This window comes from Desulfomonile tiedjei DSM 6799 (assembly GCF_000266945.1).
GTDB classification, from domain to species: domain Bacteria; phylum Desulfobacterota; class Desulfomonilia; order Desulfomonilales; family Desulfomonilaceae; genus Desulfomonile; species Desulfomonile tiedjei.
The window spans coordinates 4,951,872-4,968,861 of record NC_018025.1; the positions used below are offsets into that span (position 1 = coordinate 4,951,872).

16 protein-coding genes are annotated in these 16,990 nt (G+C 51.1%); 15 read left to right on the plus strand and 1 reads right to left on the minus strand.

What is annotated here, in order from left to right; genetic code table 11:
* Positions 1-39: 39 nt before the first annotated feature.
* From DESTI_RS21135 to DESTI_RS21195, 13 genes are all read left to right on the plus strand, one after another.
* Complete coding sequence (locus tag DESTI_RS21135; RefSeq protein ID WP_014812015.1) at positions 40-3,069, plus strand: FAD-dependent oxidoreductase; 3,030 nt, start codon at positions 40-42, stop codon at positions 3,067-3,069.
* Between the two features lie 41 nt (positions 3,070-3,110).
* Complete coding sequence (locus DESTI_RS31430; protein ID WP_014812016.1) at positions 3,111-3,539, plus strand: hydrogenase iron-sulfur subunit; 429 nt, start codon at positions 3,111-3,113, stop codon at positions 3,537-3,539.
* Positions 3,536-4,666, plus strand: coding sequence for a (Fe-S)-binding protein (locus DESTI_RS21145; RefSeq protein WP_014812017.1), 1,131 nt, complete (start codon positions 3,536-3,538; stop codon positions 4,664-4,666). Before DESTI_RS31430 ends, DESTI_RS21145 begins: the two co-directional genes overlap by 4 nt.
* A 53-nt stretch (positions 4,667-4,719) precedes the next feature.
* Positions 4,720-4,890, plus strand: a complete 171-nt coding sequence (locus DESTI_RS21150; protein WP_041286377.1) for an FAD-dependent oxidoreductase — start codon at positions 4,720-4,722, stop codon at positions 4,888-4,890.
* 66 nt (positions 4,891-4,956) lie between these two features.
* Entirely contained in the window at positions 4,957-6,153 is a 1,197-nt protein-coding gene (locus tag DESTI_RS21155; RefSeq protein ID WP_157212237.1) for a 4Fe-4S binding protein, read from the plus strand.
* Positions 6,154-6,165: 12 nt separating this feature from the next.
* A complete protein-coding gene (locus tag DESTI_RS21160; RefSeq protein ID WP_014812018.1) occupies positions 6,166-7,842 on the plus strand; it encodes a CoB--CoM heterodisulfide reductase iron-sulfur subunit A family protein in 1,677 nt (558 codons plus the stop codon).
* Positions 7,843-8,063: 221 nt separating this feature from the next.
* Positions 8,064-8,507, plus strand: a complete 444-nt coding sequence (locus DESTI_RS21165) for a hydrogenase iron-sulfur subunit (RefSeq protein ID WP_014812019.1) — start codon at positions 8,064-8,066, stop codon at positions 8,505-8,507.
* 29 nt (positions 8,508-8,536) lie between these two features.
* Positions 8,537-9,361: a 4Fe-4S dicluster domain-containing protein gene (locus DESTI_RS21170; RefSeq protein WP_014812020.1), complete on the plus strand. Its 825-nt coding sequence runs from the start codon at positions 8,537-8,539 to the stop codon at positions 9,359-9,361.
* On the plus strand, positions 9,297-9,683 hold the full coding sequence (locus DESTI_RS21175) for a hypothetical protein (protein ID WP_157212238.1): 387 nt from the start codon (positions 9,297-9,299) through the stop codon (positions 9,681-9,683). The genes DESTI_RS21170 and DESTI_RS21175 overlap by 65 nt, the downstream gene beginning before the upstream one ends.
* A 171-nt stretch (positions 9,684-9,854) precedes the next feature.
* On the plus strand, positions 9,855-10,337 hold the full coding sequence (locus tag DESTI_RS21180) for a hypothetical protein (protein ID WP_014812022.1): 483 nt from the start codon (positions 9,855-9,857) through the stop codon (positions 10,335-10,337).
* Entirely contained in the window at positions 10,334-10,861 is a 528-nt protein-coding gene (locus DESTI_RS21185; protein ID WP_014812023.1) for a hypothetical protein, read from the plus strand. Before DESTI_RS21180 ends, DESTI_RS21185 begins: the two co-directional genes overlap by 4 nt.
* A 37-nt stretch (positions 10,862-10,898) precedes the next feature.
* Positions 10,899-11,438, plus strand: a complete 540-nt coding sequence (locus tag DESTI_RS21190; RefSeq protein ID WP_014812024.1) for a hydrolase — start codon at positions 10,899-10,901, stop codon at positions 11,436-11,438.
* Positions 11,439-11,494: 56 nt separating this feature from the next.
* Positions 11,495-11,899, plus strand: coding sequence for a hypothetical protein (locus tag DESTI_RS21195; protein WP_014812025.1), 405 nt, complete (start codon positions 11,495-11,497; stop codon positions 11,897-11,899).
* A 233-nt stretch (positions 11,900-12,132) separates the two neighbouring features.
* Here DESTI_RS21195 and DESTI_RS21200 read toward each other — a convergent pair whose 3' ends face one another.
* Positions 12,133-13,968 (minus strand): hypothetical protein, encoded by a 1,836-nt coding sequence (locus tag DESTI_RS21200; RefSeq protein WP_157212239.1) that lies wholly within the window; start codon positions 13,966-13,968, stop codon positions 12,133-12,135.
* 262 nt (positions 13,969-14,230) lie between these two features.
* On the opposite strand from DESTI_RS21200, the gene mtnP reads away from it, so the two are divergent.
* Positions 14,231-15,016 (plus strand): S-methyl-5'-thioadenosine phosphorylase, encoded by a 786-nt coding sequence (gene mtnP / locus DESTI_RS21205; protein ID WP_014812027.1) that lies wholly within the window; start codon positions 14,231-14,233, stop codon positions 15,014-15,016.
* A 30-nt stretch (positions 15,017-15,046) separates the two neighbouring features.
* The gene (ade, locus tag DESTI_RS21210) at positions 15,047-16,759 is read left to right on the plus strand and encodes an adenine deaminase (RefSeq protein ID WP_014812028.1); all 1,713 of its coding nucleotides are present in this window, start codon (positions 15,047-15,049) and stop codon (positions 16,757-16,759) included.
* Positions 16,760-16,990: the final 231 nt, after the last annotated feature.

Consider the following 16,990-nt stretch of genomic DNA (forward strand, 5'->3'; position numbering starts at 1 on the left):
GGGCATAACCAGCTCGGCGGTCCTGGACGGAGCGTGATCGTGAGTACGAAAATTGGTGCAGTAATGACCATCGGAGGAGGCATCGGCGGAGTGCAGGCTTCGCTGGATCTCGCCGAATCGGGCTTCAAGGTCTATCTGGTTGAGGAAAAACCCTGTATCGGCGGTGTGATGGCACAGTTGGACAAAACATTCCCAACGAACGATTGTTCAGCGTGCATCTTCTCCCCGAAACTTCAGACCCTTGCTCAGAATCCCAATATTGAAATCCTTGCATACAGCCAGATTGAAGGGATCGAAGGAGAAGCAGGCAATTTCAAGGTAAAAGTGCGTCAAAAAGCCAGGTATGTAGACCCTGAAAAATGTACCTCCTGCGGTACCTGCGCTGAGAAGTGTCCCACAAAAGTTCCGAACGAATACAATTTCGGACATGACAGAAGAAAAGCCATCTACAAAGATTATGCCCAGGGCATTCCGTCGGTGTACACAATTGACACAAAGAACTGCCGGGTCTTTCAGGGCAAGAAGTGTGGAGTCTGCAAGAAAGTGTGTCCCGCAGGCGCAGTGGATTATGAACAGCAGGACACGATAATCGACGTCAACGTCGGCGCGGTGATCCTTACGCCTGGCTACGAGCTGTTCAACACTGCCGGCATCTCCGAGTACGGCCACGGATACATGCCCAATGTCGTAACCAATTTGGAGATGGAGCGTATTCTCAGCGCATCCGGACCTTTCGAAGGGGAAGTCACACGCCCTTCCGACGGTAAGCATCCCAAAAAGATCGCGTGGATTCAGTGCGTGGCTTCGAGAGATAGACGAAAGAAGATGCCGCACTGTAGTTCCGTATGCTGTATGGCGTCCATTAAAGAAGCCGTAATAGCCAGAGAGCACGATTCTTCCATCGAACCGACCATTTTCTATATGGATATTCGTGCATACGGTAAAGATTTTGACAAATATTACGAACGCGCAAAAACACTCGGCGGAGTCCGTTTTCTGAGATCCATGGTCAGCCGAGTGGTAGAAGACCCTGTCACCCACGACCTTCAGATCACCTACCTGACCGAAGATGACAAGCTGATCACCGAAACCTTCGATATGGTGGTTCTGGCCGTTGGAATCAAGCCATCCAAATCGACCCTGGATACTGCACAGGTCATGGGAGTCGAGCTCGACGAGAATAATTTCTGTTCCACCGACACCTTTGCTCCGGTAGCGACCTCTAAGCCGGGTATTTTTGTCGCAGGCTGTTTCCAGGCTCCTAAGGACATACCACAAACGGTGGTAGAGGCTTCTGCTGCCGCGGGTGTTGCCATCAGTATGCTCGCCGACCAGCGGAACACGCTGACCAAGAAGAAAGAGCTTCCGCCGGAGAAAGATTTCACCGGTCAGGAACCTCGCATTGGTGTTTTCGTGTGTCGATGTGGAATCAACATTGCTGCCACGGTGAATGTTCCCGGAGTGGTAGAGCGCATAAAAGATTTGCCCGGGGTCGTATATGCAGGGGAAAATCTTTTCACATGCTCTCAGGACGCGCAGGTTGGGATCAAGAAGGTCATTGAAGAAAACAATCTCAACCGCGTTATCGTTGCTTCCTGTACCCCCAGAACCCACCTGCCCTTGTTCCAGGAAACCGCCCGCGAAGCTGGTCTGAATCGTTATCTCGTTGAAATGGCGAATATTCGTGAACACTGTTCCTGGGTCCATATGCAGGAAAAGGAAAAAGCCACGGACAAAGCCGTCGATCTGATCCGCATGGCAATCGCCAGGACAGGAAGACTGGAACAGGTCCAGGATCAAAAATTACCGATGGTCCAGTCCGCGCTCGTTATCGGCGGCGGAGTGGCAGGAATGACGTCTGCTCTGAACATTGCAGATCAGGGCTATCCGGTATATCTGCTGGAATCCACGGATAAGCTTGGCGGAAACGCTCTCAAGCTGGATCACACGCTCAAAGGCGAGGACATTCGGCCGTATGTAGCCAAGCTTGTGGATCGGGTCACTGCAGACAATCGCATTAAGACGTATTTCGGTGCGAAAATAGAAGACGTGCATGGATTCATCGGCGCATTCAAAACTAAAGTGTCGGTGAATGGCGGAGATCCGCTGGAGATCGAGCATGGAGTTGCAGTCATAGCCATCGGTGCAAGTGAATGGAAACCCGACCTCTATGGGTACGGAACCGACCCGAGAATACGGACCCATTTGGACATGAGCATGGCAATGCAAGCCAAAGATCCTGCCGTCCTCAACGCGGGCACAACGGTCTTCATCCAATGTGTCGGCTCCCGGTCCGAGGAGCGTCCCTGGTGCTCGAAAGTATGCTGCAATCATACGATAAAGGATGCGATAGCCCTCAAGGAAGCCAATCCGGCTGCAAAGGTGTACGTACTTTACCGTGATATCCGGACGTTCGGGCTCAACGAGCCGTACTACGAAAAAGCACGAAGACTGGGAGTGGTCTTCTTCCGGTACGAACCGGACAGTCCTCCCATTGTGACGCCGGGCGATAAGATTGCCGTAACGTTCAAAGATCTCGTTTTGGGCGGAAACATGACCGTGCAGGCAGACAGCCTGGCTTTAGCAGCAGCGGTAATTCCAAACGACTACAACAAGGAACTCGCCAGGATGTTCAAGGTATCTGTCAACGAGGATGGATACTTTCTCGAAGCACATATGAAATTGAGGCCGGTGGATTTCGCGACTGACGGTGTTTTCCTCGCGGGACTCGCACATTATCCCAAGCCTCTCGATGAGACCATCGGTCAGGCTGAAGCGGCGGGATCTCACGCTGCGCAGGTTCTTGCCAGAGGATACGTCGATGCGCCGGGCATGGTCTCCTTTGTCGATCCGTACCTGTGTAGAGGCTGCGGAAGATGCGTTGATGTGTGCCCATTCCACGCGCCGGAATTGAAGGAAGTGGCACCTGGAATGTTTGTCTCGGAGGTCAATCCGGCTCTTTGCAAAGGCTGCGGTGCGTGCGGAGTTGCCTGTCCTACTGGAGCCGCATCAATTCGGCATTTTAAAGACGAGCAGATCGGTGAGATGATCGATGCTGCCATGGCCTGATTTTAGAAACAAGGAACGAAACTCCTTTTTGCGGAGATGACATGAGTGAAGAATTCGATCCTAAGATCATTGCGTTTGCATGTAACTGGTGTTCCTACGCGGGAGCGGATCTTGCCGGAGTGAGCAGGATGCAGTATCCGCCAAGCATACGGCTGATCCGACTGATGTGTTCGGGAATGCTGTCGCCGTCGTATATCCTCAAGGCTTTCGAAAAGGGAGCTGACGGCGTCCTGGTCACCGGTTGACACCTCGGTGAATGTCATTACCTGGAAGGTAATGAAAAAGCGCTGAAAATCCTGGACAAGACCCGCAAGCTGATGAAACTGCTCGGCATCGAAGACACTCGTCTCCGAAAGGAATGGATTTCCGCATCCGAAGGGACCCGTTTCGCAGAAGTCATCCGGGAATTTACTGAGGATGTGCGGAAACTGGGTAGGAATCCTCTTATCAAGAGGGAGACCGCAGCATGAGCCTGAACAAAATCATTGATGAAACACGAGCGTACTACTGCCTTGATTGCGGGATTTGCACCGGAAGTTGCCCTGTGTCGAGGGTCAGTCCGGAATTTTCTCCCCGGCTCATGGTCGAGAAGTCCCTCATGGATGAAGAAGAGAATCCTCTGGAAGACGTGAATATCTGGTCCTGTTTGTCCTGCGGCCAGTGCAGTTCGCGTTGCCCCAGCAAAATCGATTACCCCGAGTTCGTCCGGAAAGTCCGTGAAGAGGCGGTCCTCCAGGGCAAAGGAGGGGTAACGGCTCACCGGGGACTGTTCCAGACAATCATGAGGCTTCAGACTCTCGAGCTGAAACAGAGCAAGACCGAGTGGGCCAGGGAAACAGGCAGGATATCCGAAACCGGTGATACGTACTACTTTGTCGGGTGTTCCCCTTATTTTGATGTGGAATTCCATGACGATTGGGGCCTGAATGTTATGGACGGCCCCAAGGGTGTTTTGAAACTGCTGAATAAAGTAGGTATAGAACCGGTTATTCACGATGATGAGCGGTGTTGCGGACACGACCTCCTGTGGAACGGCGACAAAGAGAATTTTGCAAAGCTGGCACGGCGAAATGTGGAGTTGATCAAAAGTCTCGGGTGTAAACGCGTGGTATTCCAGTGTCCTGAAGGGTACATCACGTTCAAGAAGTATTATCCGGAAGTGCTTGGCGATCTCGGTCTGGAGCTTGTGCACTTTTACGACCTGCTTCTTGATCAAGTAAAAGCGGGTGCATTTTCCTTCGAACCGTTGGAAGGGATCGTCACGTACCACGATCCCTGCAGGCTCGGACGTCAGGCCGGCATCATGGATACTCCCAGGGCGCTCATCGAGAGCATCCCCGGAATCGTGCTCAAGGAAATGGAGCATAACCGTGAAAACGGCCTGTGTTGCGGAACCAGCGCGTGGATGAGCTGTTCGAGCTGTTCCAAAGCAATTCAGAAAAATCGCATTAATGAAGCGATCGCCGTACAGGCCGGAACGCTGATAACTGCATGTCCGAAATGCCGGCTTCACCTGAGCTGCGCGTTACGGGATATGGAAGTTGATATAAAAATACAGGATATGAACGATCTTCTTGCCGGCGCGCTCAAGGCGTGACCGAAGCGGGTTGAGCGCACGCTTGGCCCCGATAAGCGAAGGACGGTAATAGTATGGCTTCACAGGAAGTTCTCATAATCGGTGGTGGAATAGCGGGGATGCAGGCTGCCCTGGATCTGGGCGACATGGGAATCCGCGTTCACCTGGTGGAGAAGAATCCCAGCATTGGCGGAAAAATGGCCCAGTTGGACAAGACTTTTCCCACCAACGATTGCACGATATGAATTCTCTCGCCCAAGCTCTTGGATGTCGGTCGACATCCAAACGTAAATCTTCTGGCGTATAGCCAGGTGGAAGAATTTTCAGGCGAGGTCGGCAACTTCAACGTGAAGGTGCACCGCAAAGCCCGGTACGTGGACAGCTCCAGGTGTACTGCCTGTGGAGCCTGTGCGGAAAAATGCCCTACAAAGGTCCCCAACGAGTTCAACTTTGGGCTCGATGACCGAAAGGCAATCTACAAGGATTATGCTCAGGGGATTCCAAGCGTATACACTATCGATCCCAATCACTGCAAAGTGCTTCTGGGGCAGAAGTGCGGTGTGTGTGCGAAAGTCTGCCAGGCCAAAGCAATAGATTACGAGCAAAAAGACTCCTATGTGGATCTGAACGTGGCAGCCGTAATAGTCTCGACCGGGTATGAATTGTTCGATGCCACGCAAATCTCCGAGTACGGGTACGGCAAGCTTCCGAATGTGATCTCATCGTTGGAAATGGAGCGGCTGCTCAGCGCGGGCGGTCCCACCAAAGGGCATCTGACCAGACCTTCAGTGATCCGCGGTGAGTCGAGATTGAAGGAAGTGGCCAAGCTTGTGAAAAAAGCGGAAAAAGCTGAGGACACCGCTCAATTACAGCAGCTCGCGAGAGAGCAGGAACGTCTGGAGCATCAGGTTCATAAATATCACACAGCCAAGAAGCTCGGCTTTATCCAGTGCGTTGGCTCGCGTGATTTCCGATTTCACAAATATTGCTCGAGCTACTGCTGCATGCACGCGATCAAAGAAGCAATTATCGCGAGGGAACATGAGCCTGAAACGGAATCGTACATTTTCTACATGGACCTCCGAACCGTTGGAAAAGGATTCGAAGAGTACAAGGTTCGAGGTGCAAACGTTTCCGGACTGAAATACATTCGCGGCCGAGTGGCTGAGATTGTCCAGGACGAAGACTACAATCCTGTAGTCTATTATGAAGACACCGAGCAACGTAAGGTGAGCAGCATGACTCTGGACATGGTAATTCTTGCCAACGCGTGTTCGGCTCCGCGGCAAATTGGAGATCTGGCAACGCTTCTGAACGTGGAACTCGACGAAAATAATTTCATCAAAACCCATCCAAACAGACCTCTGGACACGAGCGTCCCGGGCATTTTTACCTGTGGATGCGCGCAAGGTCCGCTTGATATTCCCGAATCCGTAGCCCAGGCCAGTAGTGCTGCTGCGCGAGCTGCGGAAGTAGTCATGACCGGAGGCCGGGCGCTGGCCGTTTAGGGAGATTACGCATTGAAAAGCGAAGATACATCTGACATCCGGATCGGAGTTTTTATCTGCGATTGTGGTTCCAATATCGCAGGCTACCTTGATATGAAGGCTCTGGTGGAGTATTCCAAAACCCTGCCCAATGTGGTGTTCGTGCAGGAAAATCTGTACACGTGCTCAGAGGGCGGAATAAATGAGATCAAAGTGGCCATTCCCCGGGAAGGACTCAACCGTGTCGTGGTGGCGTCCTGTACTCCGAGGACCCATGAACCGCTATTCCAGAGCGCATGCGAAGAAGCGGGCATGAATCCATACCTCTTCGAAATGGCCAACATCAGAGACCAGTGCTCCTGGGTCCATATGCGGGAAGGTGAAAAGGCTACGGAAAGAGCAAAAGGCCAAATCGCTATGGCTGTTGCCAAGGCAGCACGCTTGAGAGAATTGAGCCGTATAAAACTGGGGCTGACTCACCGAGCGGTCATAATCGGAGGCGGCGTTTCGGGAATGTCTGCGGCTATGGCTCTCGGAAATATGGGATACGAGGTGGATCTCGTCGAAAAACAGGAGCGCCTCGGAGGCTTGCTGAACGGTCTAAATCTCATCCTTCCGGCCAACGAACCTCCATCGGTGCTGCTGGACGACCTCACGCAGCGGCTGAATGCCAATCCCAAAGTTACGATCCACACACGAGCGGAAGTGAAAAAAGTCGAAGGCTATGTGGGGAACTACGTTGTAACTGTTGCGGAAAACGGTTCTGAAACCACATTGAAGACAGGGGTGATTGTCGTTGCCGTTGGTGCCAGGGTCATGAAACCTGAGGGCATGTACGGCTATGACGGCCAGAAGGTCATTACCCATTCGGAACTTGAATCCTGGCTCGCTGAGCGCAAACCGATCCCGCAGACTGTAACAATGATCCAGTGCGTCGGTTCCCGAATTCCCGAGAGGTCGTACTGCTCGCGCATATGCTGCATGACTACAGTGAAAAATGCCATTCTCCTTAAAGAAGCGTCCCCGGATACGACCATCACCGTTCTTTACAGAGATATGCAGATGTACGGTGTTGAAAATGAGGACATGTTCCGCAAATCCAAAGAGCTGGGTGTGCGTTACGTCACGTACGACCCGGATCGGCCGCCTGTGGTAGAAGACGGAAAAGTGCGGGTATACCATCTCAGGATGGGCAAAGAAATTGCCATGCCGTCAGACCTGGTGGTGCTTTCGACACCTCTTGTGGCTCAGGAGGACGTGGGAGACATATCCACCATGCTGAAGGTTCCGCTGAACGAAAACGGCTTCTTCCTCGAAGGCCATGTGAAACTGAAACCTTTGGACTTCGCAACCGACGGTGTGTATCTCTGTGGAAATGCCCGTTTCCCCTCGACCATCCGGGAAGCCATTTCCCAGGGCCTTGGAGCTGCGTCCAGAGCTGCGGGCGTCCTTTCCAAGGAAGCGCTTTATACCAGCGGCATCGTTGCGGATATCAACGCGGAGACCTGCTGCGGTTGCCTGGGGTGCGTTGCGGTCTGTCCTTACGGAGCAATCAACTACTTCGAGGATCGCGGGGTTTGTCAGGTTAATAAGGTTTTGTGCAAAGGTTGCGGAGGTTGCGCAGCCACGTGCCCGTCCGCCAGCGCGAGGCTGGACGGTTTTTCCAACGACCAGATCTTCGCGCAGATCGAGCGAGCGTTTGCGAGCTGACAGAAGGCAAGATTTGGGGAACCTTTTTTGTAAAAAAGGTTCCCCAAACCCTTCCAAAAAACTTTTAACACTTGTCTAAATCCTGGTTTTTTCAAAAACCAGGATTTAGACGAATGCTAGAAGTTCTTGGGAAGGGGTTTGGGGAAACACTTCTTACAAGAAGGGTTTCCCCGAATCTTACTCCTTTGAAAGCGCATTGGCATGTATAGCAGGAGAACTCTATGAGCAACGAAAATTTCGAACCCGTAATCGTCGGGTTTCTATGCAACTGGTGTGCATATGCAGGAGCCGACCTCGCGGGGGTCAGCCGACTGCAATATCCGCCCAATATGAGAACAATACGGACTCTGTGTTCTGCTACCGTGGGGCCTCACCAGATACTGAAAGCGTTTCAAAAAGGTGCTGACGGCGTCTTTGTAGGCGGGTGACACATCGGAGACTGCCATTACCTGTATGGTAATTACATGACGGTCAAGAGAATAGATTTCATGAAGAAGCTCCTCGAGTTTTCCGGAATAGACCCGGAACGTCTCAATCTGAAGTGGGTTTCTTCCGCTGAAGGTCCTCGTTTTGCGCAAGTCGTAGGGGATTTTGTGGAGAAGATCCGTGCACTCGGTCCGTCTCCGCTTGGGTCTTCAACCGCTAAAAGTGCTAACACTCTTTAGTTGATCTTATTCACCATCGAGAAAACGAGATGATCGAACAAATAAAACAGCATGTAAAAGCGCTTCTTTCAGACGGCAAAATCTTTGCTTTCGTCGGACTCAGGGATCAGGACGGCAATGTGGTGCCCCATCTTTTTTACACCACAGAAGATGTCGATAACGGATTCAGCCTGGGAGAGGTCAAGGATCCGGGAGACTCCCGATATCCCATCTCGCGAATAGCCATGACAGCTCTCGCCAGGGAACCTGAGAAAACATTCGGAGTACTCGTACGTGGATGCGATGACCGTGCTCTCAACGAGCTGTTGCGATGGAACCAGATTAATGGTTCCGATCGTGTCGTGCGAGTCGGAATTGCGTGCCCTCAGGAACTGGCCAATGCGCACGAATGCCGAAAACCTTTCCCTGATGATTTGATTGCGGGTGAAAAGAGCCAGCCGGTCGAGAACGCGACTGTATCGGAAGTGATGGCGAAGGATCTCGGTGAGAGGCTCGCGTACTGGACTGCAGAGTTTAATCGGTGCATCAAATGCTATGGTTGTCGCGACGTTTGCCCTGTATGCTTCTGTAACACGTGTTCACTCGAAGAGGACAAACTGATCAGAACAGGAGATCTGCCTCCGGAAAATCCGATTTTCCACCTGACCCGTGCCGTTCACATGGCCGGACGCTGTATTGACTGCAATCTCTGTACAGAAGCCTGTCCTGCGGATATTCCGCTACGCACGTTGTACAAGAAAGTCGCTCAAATAGTCCTGGACGAATTCGGATATGCTACCGGCGAAACCGGTGAAGGAAAATCTCCTCTCAATATACTTGGACCTGCTCCGGGACATACTTCTGCAAACGATTGATGCCCTGGACCCGAACGATCTAGAATATGGTACTATGCCGATGGATCCGAAAATAAAGGTCGCCACCTTCATTTTTTTCGATGAACAGATCCTTATGGAATGCCCGTTCTGCGGTAGAACACTCATAAAGACCGATTACAGCAAAATAAAAAAATTGCTCAACGAAGAAAGTACTCCCAGAGGCAAGATCTGTGAGAAATGTGGCGGCGTGTCTGTTCTCAGACTGAATGCAGAAGCTAGGAATATTATTATGACAAAGCTCGGCGAAACCCTCGCCTCAATACCCGAGGCAGAAGCTCCAAAAGACCAGGAGCAGGGGTGAAAAAACTTTCAGTGGTTTTGCCAATGTGAAGGCGCAATTATTTGCGTTGACATCTTTCTGAGAGGTCCTAACTTTACACGAATTTCCACCGTAAGATTTGGGAACCTCCTGAGAGATCGCCTTACTACTTAAATATGATAAAGCGCTTTCCCTAAAGGAGATTCAGAAAAGATGCAAGAACCTGAACGTTCAGTCGACGAGCGCTTGGACAAGTTTAGGGAGGCACTTTCCGAGCTATACAATTCTGTTGAGCACTGGGTAGTTGAAAGAGACTTGCTCGCGCGAAGAGAAGAGGTGCAGATTGTCGAGCCAAAACCCGGGAAATATCCAGTTGAAAAGCTCACGATTACAGATACCGATCAAACCGTCATTGCAGAGTTGATTCCCAGTGGGGCATGGATAATTGGGGCAGATGGGCGAGTCGATTTGAATGGTTCGGTAGAAACCGAGATTCTCGTCTATTGGGAAACAGGGGCTCCTGTAATTAATTCCATGGAACAGGGCAAACCCTCAACTAAAGGGAAGAGCTGGCGACTTTTCAAAGGGGCGGATCGCCAGGGCTGGTACTGGATCGAGGACAGAGTTCGGAGTAGGGCTCACATATTAACGAAAGAGCTTTTTTTTGATTTGCTTGACGAGGTCAGTTCGCTGTGAGCAATCGGGTTGACCAATTAAATGTCATTTTGAACACATACTTTACCACCCGCGATTGCATCAGAGTGACCACCCGGGCACACAAGCAACAGGATTTGCGCCTCCTCTCCGATACAGGATTTACCGCTTTGGAAGTACCGGCCGCAGAGGAATTGACAGAAAAATGTCGCAAAGAAGTGGAGGATTATGCGATAGTAGCCCTATGGGCAGTGTTTGAACGATTTCTGATCGAATATCTCCAGACAAAAGGATTGCCGCTGCGAGATGTCCCGCCTACAGCTTTTTCCGAGCCCTTCTTTGAAAAGTTTGAGATTGAAGTTGAACGATGGCGGATTGTCGAAATACTCGATCTATTCAAGCCGATAATAGATCCCGATCTCCTGGGAAAGGCCAAGCAGATAAAGAAATATAGGGATTGGCTTGCTCACAAGAACGACCGAAAAGGCCATGATGGAAAGACCGACCCGAAAGCTGCGTATCAAATACTCTCCAAGATAATTCAGTCGATTGAAGGCGCTCAATAGCAGTTCAAATCGACTGCTCTGCCAAAGGGAGATCCACATGCTCAGATTGGAAGACTCGCTGCTTTTAGTGATTGATGTTCAGGAGAAACTAGCCCGCGCCATGCATCAGAGAGATGCGGTCGTGGAAAATACGGCCAAACTTGTCCAAGGCGCTGTGATTCTGGGAATTCCCATAATCTGGACTGAACAGAATCCCAAGGGACTCGGACGCACTCTGCCTGAAATCGCGGATCGATTATCCGGGTCAGAACCCATTACAAAATTGAGCTTTAGCTGCTGCGGAGAAGCGGCGTTCATGGATCGTTTGGAATCCCTCGGAAAAAAACAAGTTCTCGTCTGCGGATTGGAAGCTCATGTATGCGTGTATCAAACCGCTGCAGAGCTTGCTCATAGAGGCTACGAAGTTCATATTGTTACGGATGCTGTTGACTCTCGGACAGAAACCAACAAAAATATCGGATTAGAGAGATCTAAAGCATGCGGGGCCGCACTTACCAGCACGGAAACCGCTCTCTTTGAGCTCCTGAAAGTCGCAGATGGCGACAAATTTAAACAGATGCTCAAGGTAGTAAAGTAATTGATTCTTGTCCTTAAGAACATTATTAATGAAGCAACTATCGTGAGGGGGATTCTATGGTCGGCAAGAAAGTCTCGATTCGTGGTCTGAAGAAGCTTATAGAAAAATCTCTCATCAACGGTCCCCGATGGTATCGTAACCAGGCAGATCCACTTGATCCGCCCACCTGGAAAGACGTGTACCAACTTACCTTGAATGCTTATGCAATGGCTCTGGAAGACGTGCTTAAGGCGCTGAACGGCAACCCCGAGTTTCTGATCAAGACCTGCCCTGCGGATCGAAACAGGAAGAGCGGTCGGCCGTTGGTCTTGAATCCCGCAACCTTTCCCTGGCGGAAAAAAGAAGAGACCAACGGTGAGCGGACTCCTGAGCCGCGTCTGGAGACTATCGGAGTACAACTCTCCGGAACGGAACTGTTCAACACCTTTCAGGTAATGTCAAAAGACCAGGCAGCGGATTAGGCAGGACAGAAGGCGGAATATTCCGTTTGTGCGGCCCGGATCGTGATATTGCGAGGGGTGTGGTGTCCTGAGCGGAGTGATTAGACGGCTTTGCGTCGTCCGGGGTGAAGGATACCCTCCAGCCTCCCAGATTATGCAAAGAAAAGCTAATCAGTATAAGCCCTCTTGGCCATCTAGCGAAAGAGCTGAAATGCCTGCAAATTCAACCCCAACCTGAAGAAACTTTGTCAAAATTATTTGATTATCTCGCCGGACAGGCTGGTCTTATCGGTGAACCACACGGTAACGAAGAGGTTAGCTTTGGGATCTGACAGCATGCCGTTATCTGCTGCATACAAGTACAAGGTTTTTCTGCCTGCAAGCTCCAGGTTGAGACTCCCCGGTTTCTTATTAATGCACTCACGGAACTTCGGGTAAATAGCGACCCCGAGATACATGACAGGAGGTTTCGGATCGCTCGACCAACGTACTACTTTGTCCGGACCACTGATATCAACTTTGGCTATTTTCTGTTCGTCAGCCTGTATCTTGAGGATGAACAATCCATCCAGATATCCGTCTTTTCCCGGTTTGGCAGATGCGCTCACGAGATCGTACAGGAATCCTCTGAATTCGCAGTTAATAGCACCCTTCACTCTGTATGGGTCCTCAGTTCCGGGAACAACGGACGGCGTCGTTCCAATGGGTCGTCGAATCAGTTGCTGATAGGAGGAACCGTCTTCCAGGTGAACGATCATGAGAAGCTGCTGGTTGGACGTTGCTAAATCGCCCGGATCGGCCGCGTACACAAAAAATTGCGCCCTTCGCTCCAGAGGGATGCGGATGCCTCCATCGGGTTTGTTCAGGAGCGTCGACTGGGCGGACTGATAGGCTACTCCCATGCCCCAGGCACCTGGAACGGGATATGTGCTCCATCGCCTGGTCGGACCGTCCACCGACTGGATTTCAATTCCGATGATTTCACTCTTGGGAGTTGTTTCGATATCAAGCCCAAATACCGCGTCCGCCACTCCGTCGGGCTTAATCCCGGGGTACTGACCCACAGCATCGGTAGTGACAAAACCCAACAATGTAGCCATAAAATTCACATTCTTGGATGGCACCGCTTCAGGAGCGGGTTTAGGTTCTTCCTGACCCGCAGCACTTTTTTGCACGGGACACCACGACAGCCCCCCGTCTGCAAATGTCACAGACACCCGGTAATTTGTCTTTCCTGCCGCTATACTGCCGTTATCGGCCACGTACAAATTGAGTTCAAGCGGCTGCTTCTGCACAGGAATGGATACTGTGCCATCACGATTGTTCAGCAGCTTCACCGGTTCAGAAGTGATAGCCACTCCAATCGCGCCGTTCCGAGTACCGGGAATTGTGTCCCAGACGGAAGGCGTTCCGTCCACATTGCGAATCTCGATTCCGGTTATAGTCTTGTCAGTCGCTTCGACTCTCAAAACAAATAGTCCGTCTGCCTTGTCATCACTTGCGATATTCTTCTCAGGACTCACAGCATCATAGTTCGATATGCCTTTCAAGACTGCGGTCATTCGAACAGGATACGCATCTTGCGGTGCGGGAGCATCTTCCGCGGAGGTGATTTGAATTTTCACCGGGAGAGTGATAGCAGTCCCGTCAGAGTGGATTATTCTCATTTGGTAGCGGCGACTTTTGTTCTGAAACTGTCCATCATCCGTCAAGAAGAGCAGCAAAGAAGAATCTTCGACCGGATCGATTTTCAGTGCTTCACGACGAGGGTTCAGCAGCTCTGAAGGATTCTTTGCCCTGGCAATTCCGAGATACCCCACCTCAGTGCCCGGTCGTCCGGAACTCCACAACCCGGAAGGGCCCGCAAGCGTTCGTATTTCTATTTCCGCAATATTCGGTTCTCCCCGAGTAGGCTTGAGGTTCAAGGTGAATACTGCGTCCGGAGTTCCATCCGGTTGGGCATCGTGGCGTCCCACACGATCGGTCTTTTTGATGCCAATGAAGACGGCTTCACTCCTAGGCTGAGTTTGGGCATAGGTCAGGCTCGCCAGGGACAGCAACATCCCTGAAAGGAAGACTGTACACAACATTTTCCCAATGAAAGATATTTTAGCCAGAAGTAGCCTCACCCATACTGGAGAACTCTGACCCAAGTCTCCGTCAGTAATTGGCAATCTAGTTGACAACATTAGGGAATGTCAACACAAAAGTCCTCGTCTAACGGCTTATCTGCGGTTATCTATCAAAGTACGCCTGTACTTCAAAAGTTTCCTCAAAGAGCTTTGTCTTTGACACGGCTGTTGATCCCGCTTTACAATCATTTGTCATCATTCGGTCACCAAGGAGGTGCACGTGATCAGAATCGGTATGATCGGAGGATCGGGATTTGACGACCCTGATTTTCTCTCTGATGTCAAACTGCTGAAGAAAGGGACCCCCTTCGGTTCCGTTTCCCACGATCTCATAGTCGGCAAAGTCAGCGACACGGAAGTAGTCATCCTGCTCAGGCATGGGCGCGGACATCGTATCATGCCGTCTGCCGTGAATTATAGGGCAAATATATGGGCATTGAAAGAATTCGGCGTTACTCATGTCATCGCTACCACTGCCTGCGGGTCGCTCCGTGAAGAGATCGAACCCGGGCATCTGGTATTTCCCGATCAGTTCATCGATCGCACCACATCACGGAAGAGCACCTTTTTCGAGGGAGACCAGGTTGCTCATATCTCCATGGCCGAACCCTTCTGCGAAAAACTGAGGGAAATTCTCATACAAACGGCTCAGGAGGAAGGTGTTCGTCATCATCCTCAGGGCACGGTCGTTACGATAGAAGGCCCAAGGTTCTCAACCCGGGCGGAAAGTAAAATGTTTCGCCTGTGGGGTGGCGACATTATCAATATGTCTACCGTGCCTGAAGCAGTTCTCGCACGAGAAGCAGGCATCTGTTACGCCGTCGCCGCCATGAGCACGGATTACGATTGCTGGCACCACAGTGAAGAACCGGTTACGTGGGAGATGATTGCCGAGACCATGAGCAAGAATGTGGAAAACGTGAAGAAACTCTTCTTCAAAGCCATCCACCGCATAGATTTCGAAACCTGTGGGTGTCGAAATGCCATAGACACGGCTCTCGTATAAGACTGCCATGCCGAACACAAGGAGCACCTTATGAATACCGCCGATAGGATTGCCGCTGCATTGGGAAATGAGCCGGCAGACCTTCTCTTGAAAAACGGTAAGCTCGTGAATGTCTTTTCCGGTGAAATTCATCCAGCGTCCGTCGCGATAAAAGACGGGCTCGTGGTGGGTTTTGGAGACTATACTGCCAAAGAGACAGTGGATCTTGACGGCAAATATATTTGTCCGGGATTCATTGACGGTCATCTTCACCTTGAATCCAGTATGCTCGCGATTCCCGAATTTGCCCGAAACGTGCTGCCTTGGGGGACTACCACCGTGGTTGCCGATCCCCATGAAATCGCGAACGTCCTCGGAGTTGCAGGAATCAGGTACATTTTGGATTCCAGCGAAGGACTGCCTTTAAGGGTCTTTGTGATGTTTCCGTCCTGTGTGCCGGCAACTCCTTTTGAAACCTCCGGAGCTGAATTGCTCCATTCGGATATGGAACCTTTCAGAGATCATCCGAGAATTCTCGGTTTGGCTGAAATGATGAACTTCCCGGGATTGATTGCGGCCGATCCTGAAATCTTGAAGAAAATTGAGGTATTTCGTGACAAAGTCCTGGACGGACATGCTCCGGGACTTTCCGGAAAAGGGCTAGCCGCGTATGTCGCTGCAGGAATCGGTTCCGATCATGAATGCACCACTGTGGAAGAAGCCCGGGAAAAACTGCGCATGGGCATACACATTATGATCAGAGAGGGATCCGCGGCAAAGAATTTGGATTCCTTGCTTCCGCTGGTGAATAATCTAAATTCACGAAACTGTTTCTTTGTCACAGACGATCTCGATCCGGAAGACATCATGGAAAAGGGACATCTCAATAATCTTGTCCGAACTGCTGTTGGAAAAGGCCTGGACCCTGTGCGGGCAATCCAAATGGCGAGTTTGAATCCTGCCTCATACTTCCGTTTGAAAGGACTCGGCGCGGTCGCCCCCGGTTACACGGCCGATCTGCTGATTCTGAAAGACTTGACCGATTTCAAAGTTCTTCAGGTGTATCATTCCGGAAAGTTGGTTGCGCAAGATGGCGGAATCATAGAATCTCCCATGGCTCTGGAACGGGTCCAACTCGCTCCGACAGTGAAAGTTGACTGGAACAGCGTGCAAGACTTCTCCATCGAAGCTCGAGGCAGCTCGGTGAACATTATTGAAGTAGTGCCCGATCAAATTGTGACTCGCCGTGTTGTGGAACCCGCGCCAATCATGAACGGGAAAGTGGTCGCAGATACATCGAGGGACATCCTCAAGGTTGCCGTGATTGAACGTCACAAAGGCACAGGAGCGTTCTCTGTAGGCTTGATCCGCGGATTCGGGCTGGAATGCGGAGCCATCTCGAGCACGGTCGCGCACGATTCCCACAATATTATAGTCGTGGGGGCTTCGGATGAGGATATGATGCTTGCCGCACGCGAAGCAGTGGCAATGGGCGGGGGAATGACTACCGTGAAGAATGGCAACATCGTAGCGCGCTTGCCGCTCCCTATTGCAGGTTTGATGTCCGACGAGGACATCGATACTGTTCGCTCCGAATTGGAATCTCTCGTCCATTCGGTCAAAGGATTGGGGTGTACTCTCCACAATCCTTTCGCAACCTTATCGTTCATGGCGCTCACACCAATCCCTGAGATAAAGATTACGGATCAGGGACTCTTCGATTCAGTGAACTTCCGGTTTATCTCGCTTTTCGCGGATTCATGATGTGAGATTGATACGGACCTGAGATCGAGATAGTTCTCATTAAGGCGACAGCACAGACCTGCAGGGCAGGTCCGTGGCACCCAAAACCGCACTCATTTGAAGAAAAGCGTGCCATATGTTTACGGGGGGGAACGGCATTCTCTCGTTCGACTCTAGGAATTGCCGAAATTAATGTCCGATTGAAGATTAAGAATGTTGGTGGGTGCCGTGCCTCCGTGCCGGCACGTCTTC

Bases quoted from the DNA above. Each gene is read 5' to 3' on its own strand.
- DESTI_RS21145 (WP_014812017.1), top strand. From the start codon at position 3,536: ATGAGCCTGAACAAAATCATTGATGAAACACGAGCGTACTACTGCCTT.
- DESTI_RS21150 (WP_041286377.1), top strand. From the start codon at position 4,720: ATGGCTTCACAGGAAGTTCTCATAATCGGTGGTGGAATAGCGGGGATG.
- DESTI_RS21170 (WP_014812020.1), top strand. From the start codon at position 8,537: ATGATCGAACAAATAAAACAGCATGTAAAAGCGCTTCTTTCAGACGGC.
- DESTI_RS21180 (WP_014812022.1), top strand. From the start codon at position 9,855: ATGCAAGAACCTGAACGTTCAGTCGACGAGCGCTTGGACAAGTTTAGG.
- DESTI_RS21190 (WP_014812024.1), top strand. From the start codon at position 10,899: ATGCTCAGATTGGAAGACTCGCTGCTTTTAGTGATTGATGTTCAGGAG.
- DESTI_RS21195 (WP_014812025.1), top strand. From the start codon at position 11,495: ATGGTCGGCAAGAAAGTCTCGATTCGTGGTCTGAAGAAGCTTATAGAA.
- DESTI_RS21200 (WP_157212239.1), bottom strand. From the start codon at position 13,968: ATGTTGTGTACAGTCTTCCTTTCAGGGATGTTGCTGTCCCTGGCGAGC.
- ade (WP_014812028.1), top strand. From the start codon at position 15,047: ATGAATACCGCCGATAGGATTGCCGCTGCATTGGGAAATGAGCCGGCA.